Origin of the sequence: Spirosoma oryzae, from assembly GCF_003002825.1 — a bacterium.
Taxonomy (GTDB): domain Bacteria; phylum Bacteroidota; class Bacteroidia; order Cytophagales; family Spirosomataceae; genus Spirosoma; species Spirosoma oryzae.
Map to the genome: position 1 here is coordinate 58271 of NZ_PVTE01000003.1, position 24190 is coordinate 82460.

General features: G+C 55.9%; 20 protein-coding genes. 9 read left to right on the forward strand and 11 right to left on the reverse strand.

From position 1 onward, the window contains the following. Positions 1 to 128: 128 nt before the first annotated feature. Positions 129 to 1691 (reverse strand): S8 family serine peptidase, encoded by a 1563-nt coding sequence (locus tag CLV58_RS04080; RefSeq protein ID WP_106136507.1) that lies wholly within the window; start codon positions 1689 to 1691, stop codon positions 129 to 131. Positions 1692 to 1804: 113 nt separating this feature from the next. On the opposite strand from CLV58_RS04080, the gene CLV58_RS04085 reads away from it, so the two are divergent. Beyond that, a complete protein-coding gene (locus CLV58_RS04085; protein WP_106136508.1) occupies positions 1805 to 3100 on the forward strand; it encodes an aminopeptidase P N-terminal domain-containing protein in 1296 nt (431 codons plus the stop codon). A gap of 76 nt (positions 3101 to 3176) precedes the next feature. Here the strand turns inward: CLV58_RS04085 and CLV58_RS04090 are convergent, their stop codons facing one another. The 3 genes from CLV58_RS04090 to CLV58_RS04100 all read right to left on the reverse strand — a co-directional run bounded on the left by CLV58_RS04090 (position 3177) and on the right by CLV58_RS04100 (position 4941). Beyond that, complete coding sequence (locus tag CLV58_RS04090) at positions 3177 to 3797, reverse strand: TetR/AcrR family transcriptional regulator (protein ID WP_106136726.1); 621 nt, start codon at positions 3795 to 3797, stop codon at positions 3177 to 3179. Positions 3798 to 3957: 160 nt separating this feature from the next. Then, positions 3958 to 4401 (reverse strand): WapI family immunity protein, encoded by a 444-nt coding sequence (locus CLV58_RS04095; protein ID WP_106136509.1) that lies wholly within the window; start codon positions 4399 to 4401, stop codon positions 3958 to 3960. A gap of 108 nt (positions 4402 to 4509) precedes the next feature. After that, entirely contained in the window at positions 4510 to 4941 is a 432-nt protein-coding gene (locus CLV58_RS04100) for a WapI family immunity protein (RefSeq protein ID WP_106136510.1), read from the reverse strand. Positions 4942 to 5152: 211 nt separating this feature from the next. Between CLV58_RS04100 and CLV58_RS04105 the strand changes: the two genes are divergently transcribed. The 3 genes from CLV58_RS04105 (at position 5153) to CLV58_RS04115 (ending at position 7562) form a co-directional block, all read left to right on the forward strand. Further along, complete coding sequence (locus CLV58_RS04105) at positions 5153 to 6361, forward strand: saccharopine dehydrogenase family protein (RefSeq protein ID WP_106136511.1); 1209 nt, start codon at positions 5153 to 5155, stop codon at positions 6359 to 6361. A 71-nt stretch (positions 6362 to 6432) separates the two neighbouring features. Further along, positions 6433 to 6630 carry a hypothetical protein gene (locus CLV58_RS04110; protein ID WP_106136512.1) on the forward strand — a complete coding sequence of 66 codons (198 nt, stop codon included), beginning with the start codon at positions 6433 to 6435 and terminating at the stop codon, positions 6628 to 6630. Positions 6631 to 6830: 200 nt separating this feature from the next. Then, positions 6831 to 7562 (forward strand): hypothetical protein, encoded by a 732-nt coding sequence (locus CLV58_RS04115; RefSeq protein WP_106136513.1) that lies wholly within the window; start codon positions 6831 to 6833, stop codon positions 7560 to 7562. 76 nt (positions 7563 to 7638) lie between these two features. Here the strand turns inward: CLV58_RS04115 and CLV58_RS04120 are convergent, their stop codons facing one another. The 3 genes from CLV58_RS04120 to CLV58_RS04130 form a co-directional block, all read right to left on the reverse strand. Next, positions 7639 to 8916 carry a DUF5009 domain-containing protein gene (locus CLV58_RS04120; RefSeq protein ID WP_245882200.1) on the reverse strand — a complete coding sequence of 426 codons (1278 nt, stop codon included), beginning with the start codon at positions 8914 to 8916 and terminating at the stop codon, positions 7639 to 7641. 79 nt (positions 8917 to 8995) lie between these two features. Continuing rightward, positions 8996 to 9574, reverse strand: a complete 579-nt coding sequence (locus CLV58_RS04125; RefSeq protein ID WP_106136514.1) for a hypothetical protein — start codon at positions 9572 to 9574, stop codon at positions 8996 to 8998. A gap of 12 nt (positions 9575 to 9586) precedes the next feature. Further along, positions 9587 to 9979 carry a hypothetical protein gene (locus CLV58_RS04130; protein ID WP_106136515.1) on the reverse strand — a complete coding sequence of 131 codons (393 nt, stop codon included), beginning with the start codon at positions 9977 to 9979 and terminating at the stop codon, positions 9587 to 9589. A 339-nt stretch (positions 9980 to 10318) separates the two neighbouring features. Here CLV58_RS04130 and CLV58_RS04135 point away from each other — a divergent pair, with 339 nt between their 5' ends. From CLV58_RS04135 to CLV58_RS04150, 4 genes are all read left to right on the forward strand, one after another. Next, on the forward strand, positions 10319 to 11434 hold the full coding sequence (locus CLV58_RS04135; protein WP_106136516.1) for a glutaminyl-peptide cyclotransferase: 1116 nt from the start codon (positions 10319 to 10321) through the stop codon (positions 11432 to 11434). A 178-nt stretch (positions 11435 to 11612) separates the two neighbouring features. Beyond that, positions 11613 to 14636: a SusC/RagA family TonB-linked outer membrane protein gene (locus CLV58_RS04140; protein WP_106136517.1), complete on the forward strand. Its 3024-nt coding sequence runs from the start codon at positions 11613 to 11615 to the stop codon at positions 14634 to 14636. Positions 14637 to 14655: 19 nt separating this feature from the next. After that, positions 14656 to 16044: a SusD/RagB family nutrient-binding outer membrane lipoprotein gene (locus CLV58_RS04145; protein WP_106136518.1), complete on the forward strand. Its 1389-nt coding sequence runs from the start codon at positions 14656 to 14658 to the stop codon at positions 16042 to 16044. A 253-nt stretch (positions 16045 to 16297) separates the two neighbouring features. Then, entirely contained in the window at positions 16298 to 16945 is a 648-nt protein-coding gene (locus CLV58_RS04150) for a class I SAM-dependent methyltransferase (protein WP_106136519.1), read from the forward strand. Positions 16946 to 16989: 44 nt separating this feature from the next. Here the strand turns inward: CLV58_RS04150 and CLV58_RS04155 are convergent, their stop codons facing one another. The 4 genes from CLV58_RS04155 to CLV58_RS04170 form a co-directional block, all read right to left on the reverse strand. Continuing rightward, on the reverse strand, positions 16990 to 17907 hold the full coding sequence (locus CLV58_RS04155; RefSeq protein WP_106136520.1) for a helix-turn-helix domain-containing protein: 918 nt from the start codon (positions 17905 to 17907) through the stop codon (positions 16990 to 16992). A 4-nt stretch (positions 17908 to 17911) separates the two neighbouring features. After that, on the reverse strand, positions 17912 to 18886 hold the full coding sequence (locus tag CLV58_RS04160) for an NADP-dependent oxidoreductase (protein ID WP_106136521.1): 975 nt from the start codon (positions 18884 to 18886) through the stop codon (positions 17912 to 17914). Between the two features lie 209 nt (positions 18887 to 19095). Continuing rightward, complete coding sequence (locus CLV58_RS04165; protein ID WP_106136522.1) at positions 19096 to 19611, reverse strand: DinB family protein; 516 nt, start codon at positions 19609 to 19611, stop codon at positions 19096 to 19098. Between the two features lie 150 nt (positions 19612 to 19761). After that, positions 19762 to 20517, reverse strand: coding sequence for a ThuA domain-containing protein (locus tag CLV58_RS04170; protein ID WP_245882201.1), 756 nt, complete (start codon positions 20515 to 20517; stop codon positions 19762 to 19764). A gap of 416 nt (positions 20518 to 20933) precedes the next feature. Here CLV58_RS04170 and CLV58_RS04175 point away from each other — a divergent pair, with 416 nt between their 5' ends. Beyond that, positions 20934 to 24140 (forward strand): SusC/RagA family TonB-linked outer membrane protein, encoded by a 3207-nt coding sequence (locus CLV58_RS04175; protein ID WP_106136523.1) that lies wholly within the window; start codon positions 20934 to 20936, stop codon positions 24138 to 24140. Positions 24141 to 24190 lie beyond the last annotated feature (50 nt).

Sequence of the window (24190 nt, forward strand, 5' to 3'; positions counted from 1 at the left end):
CAATAGCGATTTTATTATTCGGTCGACGGGCTTACGATACGGCAAAAAAACGCTCCCGCAGCCAACCCATTCATGAGTCGCGCTGCGGGAGCGGTTGGAAAACAGACTGATCGCGATTTTTCGACCGGTTACGGCCAGACCACTTCGATGACTTCGTTTTTCAGGTCGACCGTCGTGCGGGCTTCGTGGCTGTCCCGGCGCAGGGTAACCTTTCCTTTGACTACCTTCACCACTTCCTGCCGGATGACGTGCGTTGCGTCTTTCTTCCGAAAGACCGACACCGCCGGATCGTTCGTATCGACGACCAGATCGATCGTTTTACCGGTTGCTTTCACCAGCCGGGCGGTGTTGGGCAGCGGCTGATTCTTCAGCAGGGCCAGCGCCCGCGACGCCAGCGGTACGCCGTAGCCGACGTAGTTGTTGCCGTACGGATACAGGTGCGCCGACTTTTCGATGATCGCCATCAGTTCTTTATTATTCAAGTCTGGGCGGGCCTGCATCAGACAGGCGGCAAAGCCCGTGATTACCGGTGCCGACAGCGAGGTGCCGTAGAGCGAAAAACAGGCAACGTTCGGTTTCAGGTACGGCAGCGGTTCGGGGCCGATACTGCTGTAGCCGATGCGATTCCAGTATTTGGCGTTGGTCGCGCCGACAGCCAGTACGCCCTGTGCGTCGGCGGGGGTGCTGATGATGCGCCAGCCCCGGTCCTCCCCTTCGTTACCCGCCGACACGATAATCAGCATCCCTTTCTTATCGGCCGCCAGTTGCGCGGCCCGGCTAATCAGGCTGGTGTGCCCGTCCATCTCGACCGGCTTGTAGTTTTCTTTCGGGTTGCTCATGCCCCGCGCGTAACCCAGCGACGTGTTGATCAGCCGTACGCCCAGGCTGTCCATCCATTCGATAGCCGCCACCCAGTTATCTTCTTCGCCCCGGTATTCGCGGTTACCCTGATCGCTGCGGGCCAGGTAAAATGTCGCATCGGTGGCCAGGCCGTACTGCCGGTTTTCCTGCAAATCGTTGCCGGCAATGGCCGCCAGTACTTCCGTACCGTGAAAATCCGACATGGCATCCAGCGACCGGTAGAGATCGACGCCGGGACGGTCGCGGTGCACGTAGTCACGGATGGACCGCACGCCCTGCCGGGCAAAAATCGGCTTGAGCGCGTTCGCTGAGTCGGCCCCGAAAAAGCCGGCATCGACGACCCCGATGGTGACGAAACGGCCCGTCAGCCCGGCCCGCGCAAAGTCGGGAGCCTGAATCTGCGTCATCACCGGTGCCAGTTGCGCCTGACCGGGCTCGTCAGCAGCGACCGGTACGTTCAGGCTGGAAATAACGAGGTTCGGATCGATCGGCCGTACGTCCGTTACGAAGGGCAACCGTTTCACCCGGTCTACCTGCTCCACCGTCAGGCGGGCCGAGACGGCATTGAGCCACCGCGACCGGCTTAGTGGCACAATACCCGACTGGCTCAGGGCTGTCAGGTAAGCCGACGATACGGGTCGGTCGGTATCGTCGACCGTCAGGTGTTGGATCGTTCGCCGGTGCCGGGCCACTGCCGACAGCGCCGGGGCGGTATTCGGATCTTTGGCCGTGAATAAAATCCAGTATTTGGGGGTTGGATCGCTGACATGGTCTGTTGCCTGCCCCCAGAAAGGCAGACCGACCAGCAGCGCAGCTACGAAAAATCGCATAAGCGCGTGTGTACCGGGAAGTAAGGTTAAGCGGGAAGAACGGGCCGCAACTGTGACGGCTTTTCGTTTCCTTTGCAAACGTAAACCCTAAACGGGGTTTCATCATTCCCGCTATGCGTTATTTGCCCATTGCCAACCAGCTTTTCGTCCGCAACCGCGAACGGCTGGCCGCGCTACTTAAGCCTAAATCGCTGGTCATTGTCAATGCCAACGATATTTTACCCACCAATGCTGATGGCACGATGGCGTTCCGCCAGAACAACGACCTGTTCTATCTGACGGGCGTCGATCAGGAAGAAACGCGCTTTCTGCTATTCCCCGAACATCCCGATCCAAAGTTTCGGGCAGTACTGTTTCTGCGGGAAACGAGTGAACTGATCGAAATCTGGGAAGGTCACAAACTGACCAAAGCCGAAGCCGCTCAGACGACCGGCCTGCCCGAATCACAGATCTACTGGACGCACCAGTTCGACACGATCTTCGCGCAGATCGTCTTTGAGGCCGAGCACGTGTACCTCAACGCCAACGAGCATACCCGCGCCGACGTGGTCGTACAGACGCAGGATGCCCGCTACATCGAGCAGTTCCGCAACCGCTACCCGCTGCACCGGCTCGAACGGCTGGCTCCGCTGATGCACAACCTCCGGGCCATTAAGCAACCCGAAGAAATGCCGCTACTCCAGACCGCCATCGACACGACCGACGCGATGTTTCGCCGGCTGCTGACGTTTGTCAAACCGGGCGTTTGGGAATACGAAATCGAAGCGGAGATGATGCACGAGTTTCTGCGCCGGCGGTCGCGGGGAGCGGCCTATAACCCGATCATCGCATCGGGTGCCAACGCCTGTGTGCTACATTACATCGACAACAGCGCGCAGTGCCAGGACGGCGACGTGATCCTGCTGGATCTGGGCGCTGAATACGCCAACTACAATGCCGACATGACCCGCTCGATTCCGGTCAATGGTCGTTACACACCCCGGCAGCGGGCCGTTTACGACGCCGTGCTACGGGTACTGCGCGAATCCAGCGCGATGCTGAAACCGGGCAATCTGTGGGATGAATACCACCGCGAAGTGGGTAAGATTATGGAATCGGAACTGATCGGGCTCGGTTTGCTCGACCGCGATGCGGTTGCCGCCCAGGACCCCGACGCTCCGCTCTACAAGAAGTACTTCATGCACGGCACGTCGCACTTCCTCGGTCTGGACGTACACGACGTCGGCAACAAATACCGGCGGATGGAACCCGGTATGGTCTTCACCGTCGAGCCGGGTATTTATATTCGGGAAGAAGGATTGGGTATCCGGCTGGAAAACAACGTGGTAATCACAGAAACCGGCAACATCGACCTGATGGCCAACATCCCCATCGAAGCCGATGAGATTGAGGAGTTGATGAACAAATAAGTGCACGGTTTTCAGTATACGGTTTACGGTGGTTTGCCGTCGCGGTAGCCACCGTAAACCGTATACTGAAAACTCTTTACGCTTCCGACAGCTTCTTGCTGTTTTCGCGCTCCAAGGCGATGTTGAGACCGGCGTAGATGCGTCGGATCGCCGTTTCGAGCCGCGCCCAGCCCTCGTCGGTGTGCAGATCGATGTCGAGGATTTTCTCGTTCTGACTGCTTAACAGCACCATGTGGGTCACCGCCGACACCATCAGGCTCGTGATGGCCATCGGGTCGTAGTCGGAAAATGGCGCGATTTTATTGATCAGACTCTTGAACGATTCATTGCGGAACGACGCCAGGCGCTGCGCCAGTTCGGTTTCACCATGGGTCATCTCCCATCGAATCAGCTCCTGCGACGACTTGCGCGTTCGGAATTCCTGCATGAACTGGATCGTATAGTCAGACCACAGCCGGCTTCGCGTTTCGGACGAAGGTGCTTCGGGTGCCGCTTCTAAAAACTTCTCGTTGAAAATCGACAGAAAAAAACCCCGCTGGACGTAGGCTTCCAGCAGGCCATTCCAGCCGCCAAAATAGCGGTAGATCAATACTTTGTTGACGTCGGCCCGTTCAGCGACGGCGTTGATTCCCGCCTTTTCCGTCCCGCGTTCCGCCATTACTTCGCCCATGGCCCGCAGGATGCGTTCCATGGTCAATTGTCGATTCCTACGTTTGACAACTTTCATTCCTGTTCAGTTTTGATGGTTTAATCGGGTTAGCCGGTCGCACCGCGACCTGGACGTAGCCCGAAAGAGGATTATCAGCTAGTCAGCAGACAAATATGCGACTTACGAATGATGTTACCAAGTGGTAACGTCATTCATACCCAGCAAGCTGCATAAATTGAGCGTACAGATCGTCGGCGGCTTGCTGAACGGCCAGGCGGCTCGTCAAAATGGGAATCCAGAACGGCGTTAATGGGTTGACGTGCCAGGCCGGGGTAAAATCGTGATCGAGTTTGATCTGTAGTAAACACTCATCGGCATCCGCCGTCAGACAGTCGAATGCCAGACTGGCATCCTGAAACAGAAGCCGGGGTAACCGCGTGTGCGGCTGTCCCATCTGCCGAAGCCAGCCAACGAGTTGGTCGAGTTCATCGGTACGCAAGGTGGCTCCCAGCGCAACGGAGCGGTGTCGCTGCCAGCCCGACCGTACGGCCAGCTCAAGCAGGGATGGCCGGTGCCGCTCTGTCGACAGACGGCTGGGCTGCACAGCGAGCAATTGCAACTCAAAAAAACTTTGGTTACCCGTCAGAATCATAGCGTCAGTTTATACAACACAAAGCCCGGCTCTGCACGTGGCGAAGCCGGGCTTTTATTTAGGATGCGCCACACGAAGTATGTACGCTAATTAGGTCATTTTCGTTGCTTACCGCTCCGGATATGTAGCCAGTTGCGTAGAAAGCTCTTGAATGGCTTCCTGCAATTGCTTGTGACTAAGCAGCATGTCCATTTCCAGCGGAAAATCCGGGTATGGATGCCAAGCGGGGGTTATTGACTGACTAAACTGAAAGTGCAGCCGGTACTGATCATTCGGAAGCGCAACACCATCGACCGCCAGACCCGGACTGGCAAACGACATCGACGCCCGGTTGGCTGCTTTCGACCAGAGCGATTTCATCACGTTGACCAGTCGGCGCACTTCCCAGGTGTGCATCGGCGCAGCCTGCGTATCGCGCTGTTGCCGCCACATCGTAGAGATATTGCAGGAGAGGCTATTGCGCTCACGCCAGTTGGCCGTCTGCGCGGTATAACCGTTGATCGACAGTTCGAATGAGCTAGTGGACGAGTTGAGTTTCATGATGACGATTTGGAGGTGCCCGTATTATCTACCAAACAAATATAGTAATCGATTGTTTAGCGACCAACTAAAAAGCTACGTAATTGCTTCATTGTCAATTAGTAGTCCATAAAAACTTACCGAGTGGGCTGGCCGACTGATTTGATAACATCCCCGGCTGGGTTGTTTCCTTATCTTTGCGGGCAAAACTGGAATTTAACCTAGCAAGTACATGGCAACAGTGCTCATCATTGGAGCAGGCGGTGTCGGTAGTGTTGTGGCGCACAAATGCGCCATGAACAGCGACGTATTTACCAACATCATTCTGGCAAGTCGCACGAAAGCAAAGTGCGACCGCATTGCCGCCGAAATTAAGGAATTACACGGCGTTACGATTCAGACGGCGCAGGTCGATGCCGACGTCGTGTCGGAGACGGTAGCCCTGATTCGGTCGTGCAACCCCAAACTCGTTATCAACGTTGCCCTTCCCTACCAGGATCTGCCGATCATGGACGCCTGTCTGGAAGCCGGTGTTCATTACATGGACACGGCCAACTACGAGCCCAAAGACGTTGCCAAATTTGAGTACAGCTGGCAGTGGGCGTACAGGGAGCGCTTTGAACAGGCGGGTCTGATGGCTCTGCTCGGCTGCGGCTTCGACCCCGGCGCGACGCAGGTGTTTACGGCCTACGCCAACAAGCACTACTTCGACCGGATGGACTACCTCGACATCGTCGATTGTAACGCCGGTAACCACGGAAAGGCATTCGCCACCAACTTCAACCCCGAGATCAACATCCGCGAGATTACGCAGCCAGGTCGTTACTGGGAAAACGGCGAGTGGGTGGAGATTCCGGCGATGAGCATCCACAAACCGATTGAATATCCCGAAATCGGTCCCCGTGAGTCGTACGTACTATACCACGAAGAGCTGGAGTCACTGGTGAAAAACTTCCCGACGCTCAAGCGCGCCCGCTTCTGGATGACCTTCGGACAGGCCTACCTGACTCACCTGGAAGTACTGCAAAACGTCGGGATGACCCGCATCGATTCGGTGAAGTTTCAGGGAATGGACATCGTCCCGCTCGAATTCCTGAAAGCGGTGTTACCTGCCCCCGATTCGCTGGGTGAAAACTACACCGGCCAAACCAGCATCGGCTGTCAGATCAAGGGCATCAAGGACGGTGCCGACCGGACCTACTACATCTGGAACAACTGCGACCACGCGGAAACCTACAAAGAAGTACGCGGACAGGCCGTTAGCTACACGACGGGCGTGCCGGCCATGATCGGTGCCATGCTGATGCTGACCGGTGTCTGGATGAAACCCGGCGTCTGGAACTGCGAAGAACTAGACCCCGATCCGTTTATCGAGCAGATGAACAAGCAGGGGCTACCCGTTCAGGAGCGTGTCGACGTTCCGCTGCCGCACGAATACTAAATAATCTGAAATTCATCGGTAGCAGCTGTTTTTTTACGACTTTTAGCCGTCGTCTAAATTGACTGCTACCGATGAAAACTATTCTCATTCTAAGTCTCGTCATCAGCCTCCCCGGCCTCGCTCAAAAAACAGATTCCCTGCGGACATCTTCCGCGCAACCGAAGCGAACGGATTATGTCATCAGTCAGCAGGAACGGCAGCAGATGGTCGATATGGCAGCCGGTCCGGCAGCGGGGGTAGGCAACGTCAATCATCGCTACCAGGGTTAGTTCACGACAAGAATCTACTGTCAGCGCTGACCGACGACCCGTCGACGCAACTGCCGGCCAACGTTCTTGACGACCTGCGGAAGCGCACCGTCGATACAGAGGCCCAGGCTGTCAAGCTGGTCAATGATTTTGACAGTAGCGGAGCAGCATCATCTAACTAATTTTCCGACCTTGGCGGTGAACAAACCAGTCAATTTTCGATGCACCGCACTTCCCTATTGTACACCCTGGCTAGCTTACTCCTGACCGGCTCACTGACCATGGCGCAGGACGCTGATCCAACGGCAAGCCTGCGCTTAAACAATTTAAGCAGTCCGGGCGGGAGTCCACTTATTTTCCGTATCGACAACCGCTACGAAGGCCAGCATGGTACCCCCTATCTGATCGATACCTGGACGCCGGGGCAGATCGCCCTGACCGATGGACGACAGTACAAGGACGTGCCCCTGAAGTTCGACGCTTACCGGCAGGAGGTACTGATGCTACGCCCCAAACAGAACAACGACTCGATCATCGTCGATAAAAACACGGTCAGCCGGTTTCTGCTGGCGGGGCCCGATGGTCAGTCCTATCTGTTCGGTCGTTACCCATCGGCGCAGACGACCGATAATCTGCTGAAGAACGGCTACTTCCTGATTCTGTACGCGGGCAAAAACGCGCTGCTCAAACGCATCGCCAAAACGTTCAAACCAGCGGACTACAAGGGCGGCTACTCGGCCAACGTCCGCTACGACGCCTACAGCGACGCGAATTCATACTACCTGCTCAAGCCCGATCAGACGCTGACCAAGCTGAAACTTTCGAAGAAAGCGCTGCTGGAAGCCATGAGCGACCGCGCCGACGTCCTCGGCGCGTATGCCGACAAAGAAAAGCTGGACCTGAAAACCGAAGATGGTGTCACGGCGCTGGTGAAGCAGTACGATAGTCTGTAACCCGTACGCGCGCAGCTTTCTGCGACGGTTACTCAATCATCGCAGAAAGCTGCAATCAGGCTGAATACCACCACACTTACAGTTTCAGGCGAATACCGAATTGGTTAAGACGACCGGCTGCCCAGACGCACAGGAGCGCAAACAGTATCGATTTGACTAGACCGACACCACCCGTCAGCAGAACCGCCGGCAGATGCAAGCCGGCCAACACAACGACCGCATAGGCGAAATACGGTATCAGGTAGCACAGCAAAGTATCAGTCCCGGCGGGTTTGAGCGCTCGAAACCAATCACCCTTGCCCCCGATATCGGCCAGCCAATGCAGCGCCGTGAACGCCAGCAGCGTGAACGCACTGCACAGAAATAGCCAGGCGGGCGTCGCCCCCAGCTTCGCCAGTACCCAGATCGGGTGGGTATAGATCGATAGCCCAATCAGCAACAGGCTGGCGATAACGAAGCCGATGGTCATCCGTTGCGTCTGCCCCCGGTCAAGGCAGGCCCGAAAAACAGTGGCGGTCAGGGCACCGCCCAGCGTTAGCCCAGCCAGCGTTCCACCACTGATTGCGTCGGGAATAAGCCGGATCGCCGACGGCAGCAGATTCGCTTTGGCCAGCATACTCAGCGCGCAGAAGAAAAGCCAGATCAGCGTCAGCAGCCCAATTCGATCGCGGGCGATCAGCGTTGCGAGCGCCCCGACCAGATACGACCAGCCGATCAACCCGAGTATACCCCACCAATGCGGCTGAAACCGGCCCGATGCTTCGCCCCGATATATAATCGCCAGCGTCAGCAGGATTAGCCAGCCCGTGATTTTCAGCCCCGTCACCAGCGGCTTTGCGGTCGTATTCGGGTAACTGTTCCAGATCAGGATAAACGATCCACAGGCCAGCACGTTCCAGACGACCCGCTTCAGCCCCGTTACCGCTTCGTCGATATACTCCCCGTTGACCAGCCACAGCCCCATGACCAGTAAGGCAACCGTTCGGCTCAGTATGTGCCCGACGAGTTGCCCATCGGAGTCGCCCCGGCTGCGTCGGTGCTGAATGGCGAAGGGCGCTGACAACCCCACAATGAACAGAAAAGCCGGGAAGACCACGTCGGCCAGGCCGATACCGTCGACACCAGCCGGTACGTGTTCCAGCCAGCCCGGAATCGCTGTCAGCGACCCTAAATCATTGACAAAAATCATCAGCACCATCGTCAGGGCGCGCAGCACGTCGATCGAGTCGACACGGGTAAGTAGCCGATGAGTCGGGCGGTTAGTCATTGAACCGGTTGTTGCGTGCATCATGATAGCCGCGTCGGGAAATAGTGTCGAAACGAGTCGGTCGGTGTTAGCGAAAGTACGAAACAAAACGGCTTATGAAGTACCGGCCTTACCTGCCGAAACTGACTATAAATCGCTAAAAAAGAACCCATCACGCCACTATTCCTCAGAATCGGTAGCTGATGCCCATACCCAGCATGGAACTTATGCCGGCGGCACCAAGGCTAGCGACCCGAAACCGGCCATCAACACCCCAATCCGGAGAAAATAACCATTCGTATTCAGCAGTCAGATGCCAGCCCGTATTCACTTCACGCCACGAACGCCGATCAATCGCCACGTTGTCCAGACCGATTCGGGTAGCCCCCCTATAGATGTCGTCCCGGCGGTACCAGGCCGATAAACCACCCCCCAGTCGCAGGGCATGACTGGCGCTGGGCAACAGATCGGCTAGCACCGTCACGTCGGCCGTGAGTCGGGTGCGTCGGTTATCCCCCGGATCGAATCCGTTAAAAGGCTGGTTGGTCGTCGCAAGGCGCATATAGCCGGCTTCGGCGGTGAACAGTAACCGGTCCTGACGAAAGTGTCTGGCAAAGCGGCCAACGTAGCGGGGGCCAACCGCGTCTGGTGCGTCAAGTGAGGTCAGATCGACACCCAGGCGAACGGAGTTGCGGCCCATCTGCGCCTGCGCCCGAAGTGAACCTGCCAGCAGCAACGCGGTGTACAGGAAGAGAAAACGATTCATACGGCTAGCTTCTTACTGACGATACCATTCAATGTCGAGCGAGCCGGTTGTGGCCGGCGATCCACTCACTTGTAGTTCGACTTCGTCGCGCGAATAAAAATCCTGCCTTAGCGAACGATTCGTATGCGTACCGGCCGGCAACGAATCCGTCAGAACGGGGTAGCGCGTCTGACCGGATAGCTGGTAGATCGACAGGACAACCGGGCGGTCGACAGTACCACTGACCCGTAGTGTCATCGAGCCAGGATACGTCTCACGTCCAGGCATCAGCGACCGGATCGGTACGGAGAAATTAGCGACATGAACGCGCTGATAGGATTGATCGGTCAGGGTAAGATCCTTGCAGCTCAGTAACAGGGAAGCCGCACCTACGGTACAGCCTTTAAGGAAAGACGATAGTGTCATTAAGTTGGATTTTCTACGGTAGTGGCCGTCTGGAACGGTAAACGGCACCGACCCCCACTGGTTGTTGCAGCCGGTAATCTTACCAGCTGTTTTGCCCTTATCTGCGAACCAACAGATTAATAAATCATTAAAGACAGTAGGCTGCTTTACTTACTTCCTGCGACGAAATTGAATCGAGTCAAGCTGTCTATGCCCGCTATAGCCTTCTTCTGTCCTTACCAGAGTTAGGTTAGTGGCATGCTAGTTGGCAAGTACCAAAAACAAGTTAGCTGGCAGCACGCGACTTACCGTGTGGAGTGCCGATTATTGTACGAAGACTTCCCATTGCCCATTACAACCATGCGCCGTACCTACACGTTTCTATTGCTGTTACTGATTGGCCTTACCATCGGATCATGCCGCCAAAAGCAGGAGACAACCAGCCCCACCCCGACACCGTCATTGGTCCGGGCCACGAAAACGGCTTACGCCATCGGCGACTCCATCACGCTACAGCTAGACCCGTCGTTCCGTGTTAACGCTGTTGGTTGGGACAACAGGCCCGTTCAGCCGATCATCAGCAGCGGCCTACTCTCCTTCAAGCCCGCGACGGCGACCGTTGGCTACCACCAGCTGGTGATTACGGGGCAGACAACGACCCAGAAACAGGTGTCCGACACATTGCAGATCGACGTATGGTCTGACGTTATACCACGACGGCTGGCGTATACGGTTTTACAGACCTACCCGCACCAGCGCAGCAGCTTCACGCAAGGGCTTGCGTTTTACAACGACGTGCTGTACGAAGGAACAGGTCTGAACGGTCAGTCCAAATTGATGAAGGTGAATCTGTCCGATGGTGCTACTATTCAGTCGATTGACTTGCCCAGCCAGTTTTTCGGCGAAGGCATTACGGTTGTCAACGACCATATCTACCAACTGACCTGGACATCGGGCCAGTGTTTTTATTACACAACGGATCTGGTCCTGAAAAAGACCTTCGTCTACCATACGCAGGGTTGGGGAATCACGCATCGGGATACCACCCTGATCGTTAGTGACGGGTCGAATCGGCTAACGTATTACTCGCTCGATTTTCAGAAACTCGGCGAGACCGCTGTGTACGACAACCAGGGCCCGGTGACGAATCTAAACGAACTGGAATACGTCAACGGCTACGTACTGGCCAATGTGTGGCAGACCAATCGCATCGTTCAGATCGATCCGGCATCCGGAAAAGTCGTCGGCGAATTACGCATCGACCCCAACCTACCCGCCGGGGTGAACACGAACAATGACGTGTTAAATGGCATCGCCTACCGGCCCGGTGAGCAGGCGCTGTACATCACGGGAAAGAACTGGCCCAGCCTGTTCAGGATACAGGTAAAGGCACTGTTTGAGCAAGGGCGTCGGCAAACGCTAGTGCTCCAGGACGCCCCTCCCGCATCAAAGCCGCTGTCAGTTGATCGGACGTAAGCGAAACCCACCCGAACCCAATAATATTCTATTCAATAGGACAAGTACTAATTTTTCGTCTGGTTGCACTGGTAAACATACTATTATATTCGGCTAATCTCTGGTAAGACACCCACTAGGGGAAGCGGTAATTTTGCTTGTTCGCTAAGTAAATTATCAACCTCTTTCGTTCGACCAGATGAAGAATAGACTACTACATGGGTGTCTGTATCTGCTGTTTTGCCTGATAGCCGGTCAAAGCTGGGCACAGGCCGTAAAGCTTACCGTCACGGGTAAAGTAACCGAGACCGGTGGGTCGCCCATACCGGGTGCCACCGTTGTTCTGAAAAATTCGCAGGCTACCGGAACGACAACGGCTGTCGACGGCAGTTTCAGTATCAGTGTACCATCCAATAGCACGCTGGTAATCAGCGCCATTGGCTTCGGCAAGCAGGAAGTCGCGCTACAGAACCGTACCGCCATCGACGTACAGTTGACCCAGAGCAGCAGCGTCCTGAACGAGGTCGTGGTCACGGCGCTGGGCGTTAGTCAGGAAAAGCGGACGCTGACCTACAGCACGCAGGAAGTGAAAAGCGAACAGCTCATGAAGGCGAAGGAGCCCAACGTGCTGAACGCCCTGACGGGTAAAGTAGCCGGAGTGCAGATCACCAGTTCGTCGGGCATGCCGGGCGCATCGGCCCGCATCGTCGTGCGGGGGGCCACGTCACTGCTGGGCAACAACCAGGCGCTGATTGTCCTCGACGGGATTCCAATCAATAACGACGAAACCGGCAATGCCGATCAGGGTGGCGGTGGTAGTCGACTGGTCGACCTGGACCCATCGATTATCGAAAGCGTGAACGTCCTCAAAGGGGCAGCGGCTACGACCCTGTACGGATCGGCAGGCGCGCGCGGGGTCGTCATCATAACGACCAAAAGCGGGTCGGGTAATCGGAAACCGACGGTCGCCGTTTCGTCCGACCTGTCGTTCGACAAAGCTTTGTATCCGAATCTGCAACAGAAATACGCCCAGGGTAGCCGGGGTGTGTTCTTCAACGGCGAAGACCAGAAAACAAGCCTGTCGTGGGGTCCGCTGATGGATACGTTGCGCATCAATGGGCAACCCGCCCCCCGCTATTTCCTGCCCGACCTGTTTTTTCGCACCGGGATGAGCACCAACAACTCGGTCAGTATCAGTGGCAGTAGTGGCGACCGCTCGACGTATTTCACGTCCTACACATTCTTCAAGCAACTGGGTACGATTCCAACGACCGACCTGCTCCGGCATACGCTTTTTGCCAAATACACGACCCAGATTTCGCCGACCGTCAACGCTACCTTTCAGCTAAACTATTCCAGCACCGACAACAACCGCGTGCCAGAGGGCTACGGCCTGCAAAGTCCGCTCTGGACCGTGTACGCAGGCCCGGTCTCCTGGAACCCCTTTCCGACGACCAACGCCGATGGTAGTCAGCGCGTGTTCCGGTTTTCGCGCAACAACCCGTTCTGGGGGCTCGACAACATCCACAACCGGTCACTCGTCAACCGGTACATTCCGGTCGTAACGATCAACTACCAGCCCACAAGCTGGCTGACGATCACGGAGCGGGCCGGGGCCGACATGTACGGCGAGCAGGTGAAATATTCCGAAGCACGGGGGTCGACCAACGTGCCGACCGGACAGATTGTCGATCAGGTCAACACGTTCCGGCAATTCAACAACGACCTGATTATCCGGGCCAACAAACAGTACGGTGACCTGGACATGGGCCTGACGCTGGGAAACAACCTCTACTCCTCGTACGGACAGTATATCAGCACGCGGGGTGTCGGGGTAGCCATTGCCAACTTCGACAATATGTCGAACACCGAAAAGCAAACGTATTCGGAAGGGCACTACCTCACCCGCAAGATTGGCTTCTACGGCCAGGCCAACTTCGATTACCGCCGGACGCTGGTGCTGGCACTGACGGGCCGCTACGACGGTAGCTCGGTGCTGTCGCAGGAGCGGCAATTTTATCCGTATGGCTCCGCAGCTTTTGCGTTTATCTTCTCGGAACTGCTGCCGGCCAGTCTGTCGTCGGCGATCAGCTTCGGGAAGCTGCGTCTGTCGCTGGCCAGCGTTGGTAACGATAACATCGGGGCTTACCGGCTTAACACACCGTTTCAGTCGGCGGCCATCGGAGCTTATGCTTTTCCGTTTCAGGGGCAGAATGGGTTTCTGCTGAGTTCAAACCTGGGGAATGCCAACCTGCGCAACGAACGCACCAACGAGGTGGAAGTAGGGCTGGAAATGCGTTTCCTGAAGAACCGTCTGAGCTTTGAAACGTCGTATTTCCGCAAAAACAGCATCGACCTGCTCACCGATGGCATTCCGGTTTCGGCAGCGTCGGGCTACGGCAGTACGATTCTGAACGCCGGCTCGATGCAGACCAAAGGGTTTGAGTTTCTCCTGAATGCGACGCCCGTTCGAACTGGCAAGTTCGCCTGGGACATGACCTACACCTTTACCCGGATTCGCAGCATCGTTACGCAGGTCAACAGTGGTCTGGATCGGGTGCAGATCGGAACCTCCTGGGCCGTTGTCGGGCAGCAGTACGGCGTTCTGATCGACAATCAGTTTGCCCGGAACGAAAAAGGCCAGTTGCTGATCGACGGGCAGGGACTGCCGTACAGTGGCAGCACGGGCATGCTGGGGAACCTGTCGCCCGATTGGCTGATGGGGCTTAACAACAGCCTGCGCTACGGGGCGTTCTCGCTCAATGCCTTCGCCGACATGCGTAAGGGTGGCGACATCATCAACTCCGACGACCGCTACGGCTATTTCTACGGTACGCCCAAGGTCACCGAAAACCGCGAACCGCGCGTAGTCGAAGGGGTCAGTGCCGCCGATGGCAGTCCGAACACCAAAGTAGTGCAGGCGCAGGATTACTACCAGCGGCTGAATGGCATCGGCGAGTCGGTGATTCAGGACGTTACGTACCTCAAACTCCGCACCCTGGGCCTGACCTACGCCGTTCCGTCCGCGCTACTGGTCAAGACCCCGTTTAAAACGGCTTCGCTGAGCGTAACGGGTCGTAACCTGTTTATCTACCGGCCGCATTTTACCGGTCCTGACCCGGAGGTAAGTTCCTACGGTTCGTCGAACTCAGCGCAGGGCATGTACGCCAATTCCGCGCCTACGGCCCGCTCGGTTATGTTTTCGCTTCGTTTCAGCTTCTAACGATTCAGCCAACCCAGTCATGAAAAAACACCTTATTACCTTGGGAAGCCTGCTGCTGAGTCTGACGGGCTGCCAGACCTATATCGACGTCAATAAAAATCCGAATCAGCCGCTTACCGTTCAGCCCGCGCTGCTGCTGGCCCCGCTGGAACTGACCGTGGCCAACGAGCTGATGGCGGGGGATGCCGCCCGGTTTACCAACCACTGGACCCAGATGATTGCGTCTAACCAGCCGGCTCCCAACGAGGGCACGTATCGGCAGTTGAACGAAGACCTCAATGGGCAGTGGGGAACCAATTACACCACCTGCCTGCAAAACATGCGGGTACTGCGTGAGCGGGCCGAAGCCGACAAGAGCTACAACTATTCGGCCATTGCCGACATACTGACCGCGCTGACGCTGGGGATGACAACGGATCTTTGGGGTGATGTGCCGTACTCGCAGGCGTTTCAGGGCAGCGACAATTTCCGCCCTTCCTACGACAAGCAGGAGGACATCTACAAAACCCTCGATTTGCTGCTGGACCGGGCCATCGCCAGTATCGACAAGAAGGCGTCGCTGAAACCGGGTGGCGACGATTATTACTACGGTGGTGATATGAGCAAATGGCGTCGGGCAGCCTATACGCTCAAAGCCCGCTTTGCCATGCACCTGATCAAAGCGCCCGGCCATACAGCCGCGTCACAGGCGGACCTGGCCCTGGCCGCGTTGCAGAACGGAATGAGCTCGAACAGCGACGACATGAAGATGTTCTACCTCGGCGGTGCCGGTCAGCAGAACAAGCAGAACCAGAACTTCTTACCGGTATCGACACAGGTTATGGCGAAACCGGCAGTCGATACGCTGGTACTTCGCAACGACCCCCGGCTGAGTAAAATCATTGCGCCGGCGGAAGAAACGGGCAAATACACGGGCCGGGCAATTGGGCTACAGGACATCGGCTCACTGGCGTCCTACTCGATCCTGGGCGATTTCTACGGAGCTACCGGCGCAAACCTGTACATCCTGACCTATGCCGAAGCCCAGTTCCTGAAGGCGGAAGCGACCCTGTACAAGTCCGGGGCAGCAGCGGCCGAACCCATCTACCAGAACGCCGTGAAAACCAACATGAGCGCGTTGGGCGTATCCGATGCGGATGCGAGTGACTACCTGAGCCGGCGGGGTAAACTCACCAGCAGCAACGCCCTGCGCCTGATTATCGAAGAGAAAGTAATCGCCGATTACCTATCGCCCGAAAATTATACGGACTGGCGTCGGACGGGGTATCCACTGCTCACCAAGGTGCCAAACGCGTTATCCGACATTCCCCGCCGGTTCCTGTATCCTCGTTCGGAGCTGACAACGAATCCGCAACCCGAACAGAACGCCAAACTAACCGACCGGGTGTGGTGGGACGTCAATAAGTAGGCATCAGCGCATACTCTTCACGGTTTCACGATAGCGTGAACTATAGTAGTACCCTGCCCTCGGCGGTCATCGACTCGGAAGCCAGTTTTCGAGTCGATGACCGCCGAGTGTTTATACTGAAAGGCGGTTTTACGATACCTGTCTCACCAGCAGTAGGCTGCCATCATCGCAGGCCTTTGTAAGATCTCGGTCGGGTTATCTGTCCGGGTACGGGTCACCGCAATTGAGCAGCCCGCTTGCGGGATTATGCACAATGTGTTTCTTGCCCACGAACTACCTGACCATGGCGAACGACGCGACCGATTGGGGTGATGCAGAGACAATATTTCGGTATCACAAACGACTTATCGATCAGTACGGAGCGGGAACGACCCGGGCACAGGGCTGGCGTAGCTTCGACGGTCAGCGGGCGCGCTTCGACGTGTTGTGCCAGATAGCAAACCTCAGCGGTCACTCCGTACTGGATGCGGGCTGTGGGCACGCGGATCTATTCCCCTTCCTGACCAAACGCTTTTCGTCGCTTACCTACTACGGATGCGAGCAAATCCCTGACTTACTCGACGTGGCCATTCAGCGTTATCGACGCGCATCTCAGGTTACCCTGCTACCGGGCGACTTTCTTGCTGATACGGTGCCCATGACCGACTTTGTGCTGGCGAGTGGCTCGCTGAACTACCGGCATAGCGACGCGCGATTTATCTATAAAGCCATCGAAACACTGTTCGACAACTGTCGTATCGGCCTTGGATTTAACCTGCTGAGTGGCGGGGTCGAAGCGGGTAACCTGCTTCAGACGTACGACCCCGAGGATATTAGTAGTTTTTGTGAACGTCTTGCCAAATCAGTGACGCTTCGAACTGGCTACTGGCCGGATGATTTTACGCTGTTTCTCTACAAGTAAGCCAAAACGCATCTATCATGCGGAAACAGGCAACGCAACGCAGTTCAGTGAAAGGAGGCTCTGAAATCCAGCGGAGACTGAGCCGTTTTTGCTTTGAACAGTTTACTGAACGATGGCAAATGTTCAAAGCCCAGTTCGTACGCAATTTCACTGACGCTTGACTCAGTAGTCGACAGCTTTTCCTTTGCCCGCTCGATTAGCTTGTCGTGGATATGCTGTTGGGCCGTTTGCCCAGTCAACACTTTGAGCAAACTGCTCAGGTATTTGGGAGAAACGTGTAAGGCGTCAGCCAGGTAACCAACGGTTGGCAATCCATGAATGGCTAAATCAGGGTGGTTAAAATAAGTTGTCAACACGCTTTCCACCCGTTCCAGCAGTTGATGGTTCGTCTTCTCGCGGGTCATGAACTGCCGATGGTAAAACCGGTCGGCATAGTTTAGCAACGTTTCCAACTGCGAGCCGATAATCCGCTTGCTGAACGCGTCCAGGTTGGCACGACACTCCTGCTGAATTGTTTGCAGAATCGTCGTCAACACAGTCTCTTCGTATTCGGAAAGAAACAACGCTTCGTGTACCGAGTAGCCCCAGAAATCGTACTGACTGATTGTTTTGGCCAAAGGTGTATGCCAAAGAAAATCGGGGTGGACGAGCAGCACCCACCCCGATTGGTTCAGTTGGACTGCCCCCTGATCGACAGAAAACCGTAATACCTGACCGGGCGCGACGAAGGACAGGATACCCTCATCATAATCATAGGTTTGCTGGCCGTATTTCAGTTTAATCTGCTGTGCGTTAACAACCCGTTTGAGCGCTATACAGTAAAAATCATAGCACCAGGCTGCGGCCTCGCTCAGCGTTTCACTGTCGACGGACTCTACCTTGAACACGCTGATCAGCGGATGGTCGGGGCGGGGTAACTGCCGAAACTGGAGGAATTCGCTGATGGTGCTGAAGCGTTTCATGGACTTAGGATTCGGCTCGTATTTCCAGTACTAATTTACCCCGCACATGCTTGGTTTCGCTTTGCCGATGGGCCTCGGCCACGGCCTCCATCGGATACACCTGACTGATGACGGCTTTTACCTGTCCGTCGTCAATGAGTTGCGTGACCCCGTCCAGCGACGCACTGTACGTCGTTATGCGACCGGACCCAACCATGACTGCTGTCGCATCTCTGCCAGCCAGAGCCTGCAAAAAAGCCGGGCTGAAGGGCTCATCCAGATGCGTACAGACAAACAAGCCCCCTACTTTGAGTACGTCAACCGATTTTAGTCGGATCTGTTCGTCACGAACAGGCGAGGCATTGAACACCACATCGATATCTTGCAGTAACTCTTCGAATCGCTGGTTACGGTAGTCGATCACCTCATCGGCCCCCAGTTCGCGTAAAAAATCACCATTGTGAGCCGATGCCGTTCCAATCACATAAGCGCCTTTCGCTTTGGCAAACTGCACCGCCAGATTACCCACCCCACCGGCCGCCCCGTGAATCAGCACCCGCTTCCCCAGCCCGACCTTACCCAGATCGACGATACCATCCCAGGCAATGAGCGCACAGGAAGGCAGCGCACCCGCTTCGTTGAATGAACTACGCTGCGGCATGAGCCAGAACTGGTCGGCCTTAGCCGCAACGTATTCCGCGTAGCTGCCATCGCCCGGAAAATTAGGAACGCCATAGACCTTGTCCCCTTTTTTAAATCGGGTGACGTCACTACCGATTTCTTCGACCCGTCCGGCCACGTCTAACCCCAGACCGAGGGGCAGGTGGAGTAAGGCCCGTAATGCATCATTACCGCCTTCCCGCATAATGTAATCGGCCGGATTGACGCTGCTGGCGTACACCTTGACCAGAATTTCGTCTGCGGCAGGCACGGGCCGCTCCACCTCGACCAGTTGCATCACGTCTGGCCCACCAAATGCATATACTCGAATCGCTTTCATCGTGCTGCTTTTTGTTTAGGCAAAGGTGAGTACTACCAGTTGGACCAATTTAGCCGAACTACGGTTTGGTTTAGTCAAAAGTCAGGTGGCGCTACTTAGTATACATACAGCCCGCGAGTCGATCTGGAACTCGTGGGCTGTACGGTCTGGTACGCTGCTCGTGTATACCCGAAGCAGCTATCTGTTGGCAGCGATAAGCTTATCGCAGACTACGCCTGAGGGCGGTCCCAGAACGCGGGCGGTTCTACGCCCAGGGTGCGCAGGTAAACATACGCCTGCCCCCGGTGGTGAATTTCGTTGTCGATCAGGTAGAGCAGAAACCAGTAGATAGGCCCTTCGTATAACCCAAACGCCTTGTCGACTTCCTGAAAACGAGCGGGCGGAATCTGTGGCCAGTACGCGTTGATTTTCTCGGTCACCTGATCCCACCGCGCCAGTACCTGTTCTTTCGTCGTGGCGCGTTCCCCTTCAGAATCTGCTGTGAACGCGGGCCACTCACCCGAACGAACACCCGGCATACTCAGGTCGGCCATGTTCAGCACTTCCTCAATCAGCGCCGAGCAGGGCCGCATGCCGCCCAGCGTGTACGAAAAAAAGTGTTCATCGGGATAGATCTCGATCAACCGACGGGTAAGCCCCCGGTGGGCCTGCCAGTGGGCACGAAGTTGCTCGGGCGAGAGAACGATCGGGGGCATCGTCGGGGTAGGCTGTGCTGTATTTTCCATAATCGGCTGGTGATTGACGTTGTCGATTTAATGACGACACGAAGTAAAGCCGACCGAGTGACAGCCCTATGTCAGTAGTGAAGTCGGATGGTGAAAGCGGTACAACCAGCCGGTGGGAAGTCGGTGTATGCCGTCGAGCCAGTGACGGTGCTAGTTCGATGGTAAGCGGGCGGCCCATCGAATGGCATTGCGTACCATAGTCGTATAGGCTGTATTTCGGAACAGGTCGGGATGGTGTCCCATGAAGAAATAAACGTTTCGCGCCTTGACCCGCCCATTCGACCAGATCACCGGATGGTCGCCCATCTTCTTCGGTGAATCGGGCTGGTAGGTCGACTCATCGACGGTCGCCAGCACGTCAACAGTCTGACGTGGGCTCCTGTCGTACGTGTACCATTCTTCCCGCTCAACCGTAAACGACGCCGGTACGCCCTGCATCACCGGGTGCTGCCGGTTCTCGACCCGCACCGTCGCCGTGACAAAGCTGGCGATGTAATCCTTATAGCGGATACCGCCCATAAACTGCGAAAACCACGGCCACAGCCCATAACCATCGAACTCACCCAGCAGACTGGCATGGTGAAAGCCGATCCACCCGCCCCGCCCCTGTTCGATGTAGTCGACGAGCGCTGCCTTTGCCCGGTCGGTCCACCGGTAAGGGGGATAGTCCAGCTGAATGAATAACTGATACTGATCCAGAAACTGGCGGTCAATGGAATCGGTCGTCGTGATGTAATCAACGGAGAACACCTGCTCGCGGCCCAGCATTGCCAGCCACTGTTTGGCCGCCATCACAAACGGCTGATGGACGCCCCCCGCTTCGGCGATAGCCAGCACCCGAATCGACGGCTTTACCTGTGCCAGCGCGACGCTGCCCATCAGTAGCCAGAGCCCTATAACGCTCATCAAAAAACGACCCGTTTGTCTAGCCATGTTGCTGCTGGTATCGAACATAAAGCAGAATACCTGCCCCATCATACCGGGCCATTGCGGATTTCTGGCCTTTATGACCGCATCAGTCCGTTATAGTAACTGCGCCTGTCTGCGCCTGTATCGCATGCTAAGTAAGCATCAGCTTGTAATTTATACGTGATAACCGCAAAATACTACTCAGTAATTACACTTATCTACTTTTAGTACCCAATACCCACAAACAAACTATAGTATCGCCTTTACCACTATTATTAGAATATTATGTCCATAGAAGTATAATTTAACGAATTTTCTTTTATCAGTTTTTAAGCTACTTTTAATCTTTTCCCAATTTTCATCTATTTTTAACATTCATTAATGCTCACCCAACAATTCAACATGACGTGCTTATGGCAAAACGTTTATTAATGTGCTTACTGGGGATCTGGCTCCTGGGCACAACCGCCTACGGTCAGTCCCGGCGAATCACCGGCAAGGTCACCTCTGGTGAAGATGGAACCGACATTCCGGGAGTATCCGTCGTCGTAAAAGGAACGACGGTCGGTGCCACAACCGACGCGGACGGACAGTATTCGATCAACGTACCCAACGATAATACCACGCTGGTATTCAGCTTTGTAGGGATGACCTCGCGGGAGGTTCAGGTTGGTACCCGGTCGGTACTCGACGTGGTGCTGTCACCCGATAACAAGCAGCTCCAGGAGGTGGTCATTACTGCCCAGGGGATTGCCCGCGAGAAAAAGGCCCTCGGCTATGCCGTTACCGCGCTCGACAAGAAGCTCATCGAAGATCGCCCGCAGGCCGACGTTGGTCGTATTTTGCAGGGTAAGATTCCGGGCGTCAACATCACGGCAACGTCGGGCGTATCCGGAACGGGCACCAACATCACCATCCGGGGTTATTCGTCGATCACCGGTTCGACGCAGCCCCTGTTTGTGGTCGATGGCGTGCCGTTCAACTCGAACACCAACACGCGTGATGGTTTTACGCAGGGCGGTCAGTCGGCTTCCAGCCGCTTTCTGGACCTCGATCCCAATAATATCGAAAACGTAACCGTACTGAAGGGGCTGGCTGCTACCGTGACCTACGGCGATCAGGGTCGTAACGGCGTTATTCTGGTGACGACCAAAAACGGCACCCGCTCGGCCCGGCCGACGGAAGTAGCCGTAACCCAGTCGTTCTTTACCAATACCGCTAATCTGCCCACCTATCAGAACGATTACGTGGGTGGTTTCCAGCAAAACCTGGGGTACTTCTTCAGCAACTTCGGCCCCACCCTACCCGAAGCCTACGCCTATCCCTCGCAGAATACCAATACAGCGCTGACTAACCACCCCTACGCCTTCTTCAGTCTGGCGTCGTTGCGGGAAGCGATGGCCCCCTATGTATCGTCGCTGGGGAAATATCAGATGCAGATCTACCCCAACAACGTGAAAGATTTCTTCCGTACGGGTCAGGTCGCGACAACCTCGCTCAACCTGTCGGGTGGCGGTGAAAAGGTAAGCTACAACATATCGGCGGGCTACCACAACGAGCAAGGCTACATCCCGAACAACGGCCTGCGCAAGCTGAACCTGGGTCTGGGTATCAACGCGCAGCTGAGCAAGAAGGTGAGCATCGTTACGTCGCTTAACTTCGCCAATACCGATCAGTACTCGCCCCCACTCAACGCCGGACAGGGCAATAACACGCTGGGCGGCTTTCCGTCGGTACTCGCCAACGTAATGTACACCCCCCGGCAGGTCGACCTGATGGGCTGGCCGTACGAAAACCCCATTACGGGTGGCTCGGTCTACTTCCGCAGCGGTAACGACATTCCGAACCCACGCTGGATTCTGGACAATTACAAGACGACGGGCGTCGTCAATCGCCTGTTTGCCTCGACATCGCTGACCTACGACATTGCCAAAGACCTGACCTTCCTCTACAAAGTCGGGCTGGATACGTACTCGGAAAATCAGCAGTACATGTTCAACAAAGGTGGCGCTGACCTGGTCAACGGTTTCTACAACACCTTCGACGTTCGGAATACGATCTGGGACAACAGCGCGATTCTGTCGTACTCAAAAGCCGTCAACGACAAGTTTACGCTCTCGGCCCGGCTGGGTGCCAACATGCGGAACGACCGCTATAACTCGACCTCGGTTATCAGTCAGAATCAGCTGGCCCGCAACCTGTTCCGGCACAACAACTTTATCGACAACGTAGCCTATAATGGTTCTAACGAGCAAACCCGGATCGGTATTTTCGGGGAAGTAACGGCGGATTTCAATAACTACCTCTTCCTGAACCTGGCCGGCCGGAACGACTGGACCTCGACAGTGGAAGTACCAAACCGGGAAATCTTCTACCCCTCGGCCAGTTTGTCATTCGTTCCGACGACGGCCTTTACGGGTATGCAGGGCGGTGGCGTGCTGAACTTCCTGAAACTGCGGGCCGGTGTCGGTACGTCAGCGGGTTTCCCCTTCCCGTACAGCACCCGGAATGTACTGAACCAGAGTGCACGGGCTTGGCTCAACTCGTCTGGAACTACAGTACAGACGCACTCGGTCGACAACACGCTGGGTAATCCCAACCTGATGCCGGAGCTGCATACCGAATACGAAGCGGGCGTAGAAGGACGGATGTTCAACAACACGCTGAACTTCGACCTCACCGTTTACCAGCGCAACACCAGCAACCTGATCACGTATAGCCCACTCGACGCATCGACGGGCTACACCAACACGACAATCAATATCGGTAAGATTCGTAACGAAGGGATCGAGCTGAACCTGAGCGGCACGTTCTTCAAAACGGCGTCATTCGCCTGGACACCGACGCTCGTCTTCTCGCGCAACCGCCCCAAAGTGCTTGACCTGGGTGGTACCCTGCAGGAAGTACAGGTGGCTGGTTTCGGCAGCGCACTCGGTAACTACGCCGTGGTCGGTCAACCCTTCAACGTGATCAAAGGCACCGGTTTCCGGCGCAACGAGCAGGGCCAATACCTGATCGACGGGGGTGGCTACCTGCTGACGACGACCTCGCCGATCGTGCTGGGTGATCCGAACCCGGCCTTTACCTCCAGTCTGATTAACAACTTCACCTACAAGGATCTGTCGCTGGAAGTGATGGTGTCGTACCGCCACGGTGGTGCCATGTATTCGACTACGGCAGGTGCCCTGCTGGGTCGCGGTCTGACGATCGACAATGCGCTGGCGGGTGGTATCGACCGGGCGCAGACGATGATTATTCCCGGTGTCAAACTGGCCGACGGTACGCCGAACACCACGCAGATCACCGCGTCGGATTTCTACTTCAACAACTATTACTTCTTCGGCGACGAAGGTCGGATCTTCGACGGATCGACGGTCCGCCTACAGGAAGTGTCGCTGTCGTACCGCCTACCCAAGCGGCTGCTGAACAAAGTCGGTATCAAAGGTGCATCGATCGCGCTGACGGGTAATAACCTCTGGTACCGGGCACTCTACTTCCCCAAAGGACTCAATTTCGATACCGACAACCTGGGCCTTGGCGTAGGCAACGGTATGGGTTTTGAATTCCTGACGGGCCCCAGCTCACGGCGGCTGGGTGGTACCCTGCGGCTGACGTTCTAATCGGATTTGATTTCGACGCGCACCGGGTTCGCTCCTGCGCGTCGGATCTA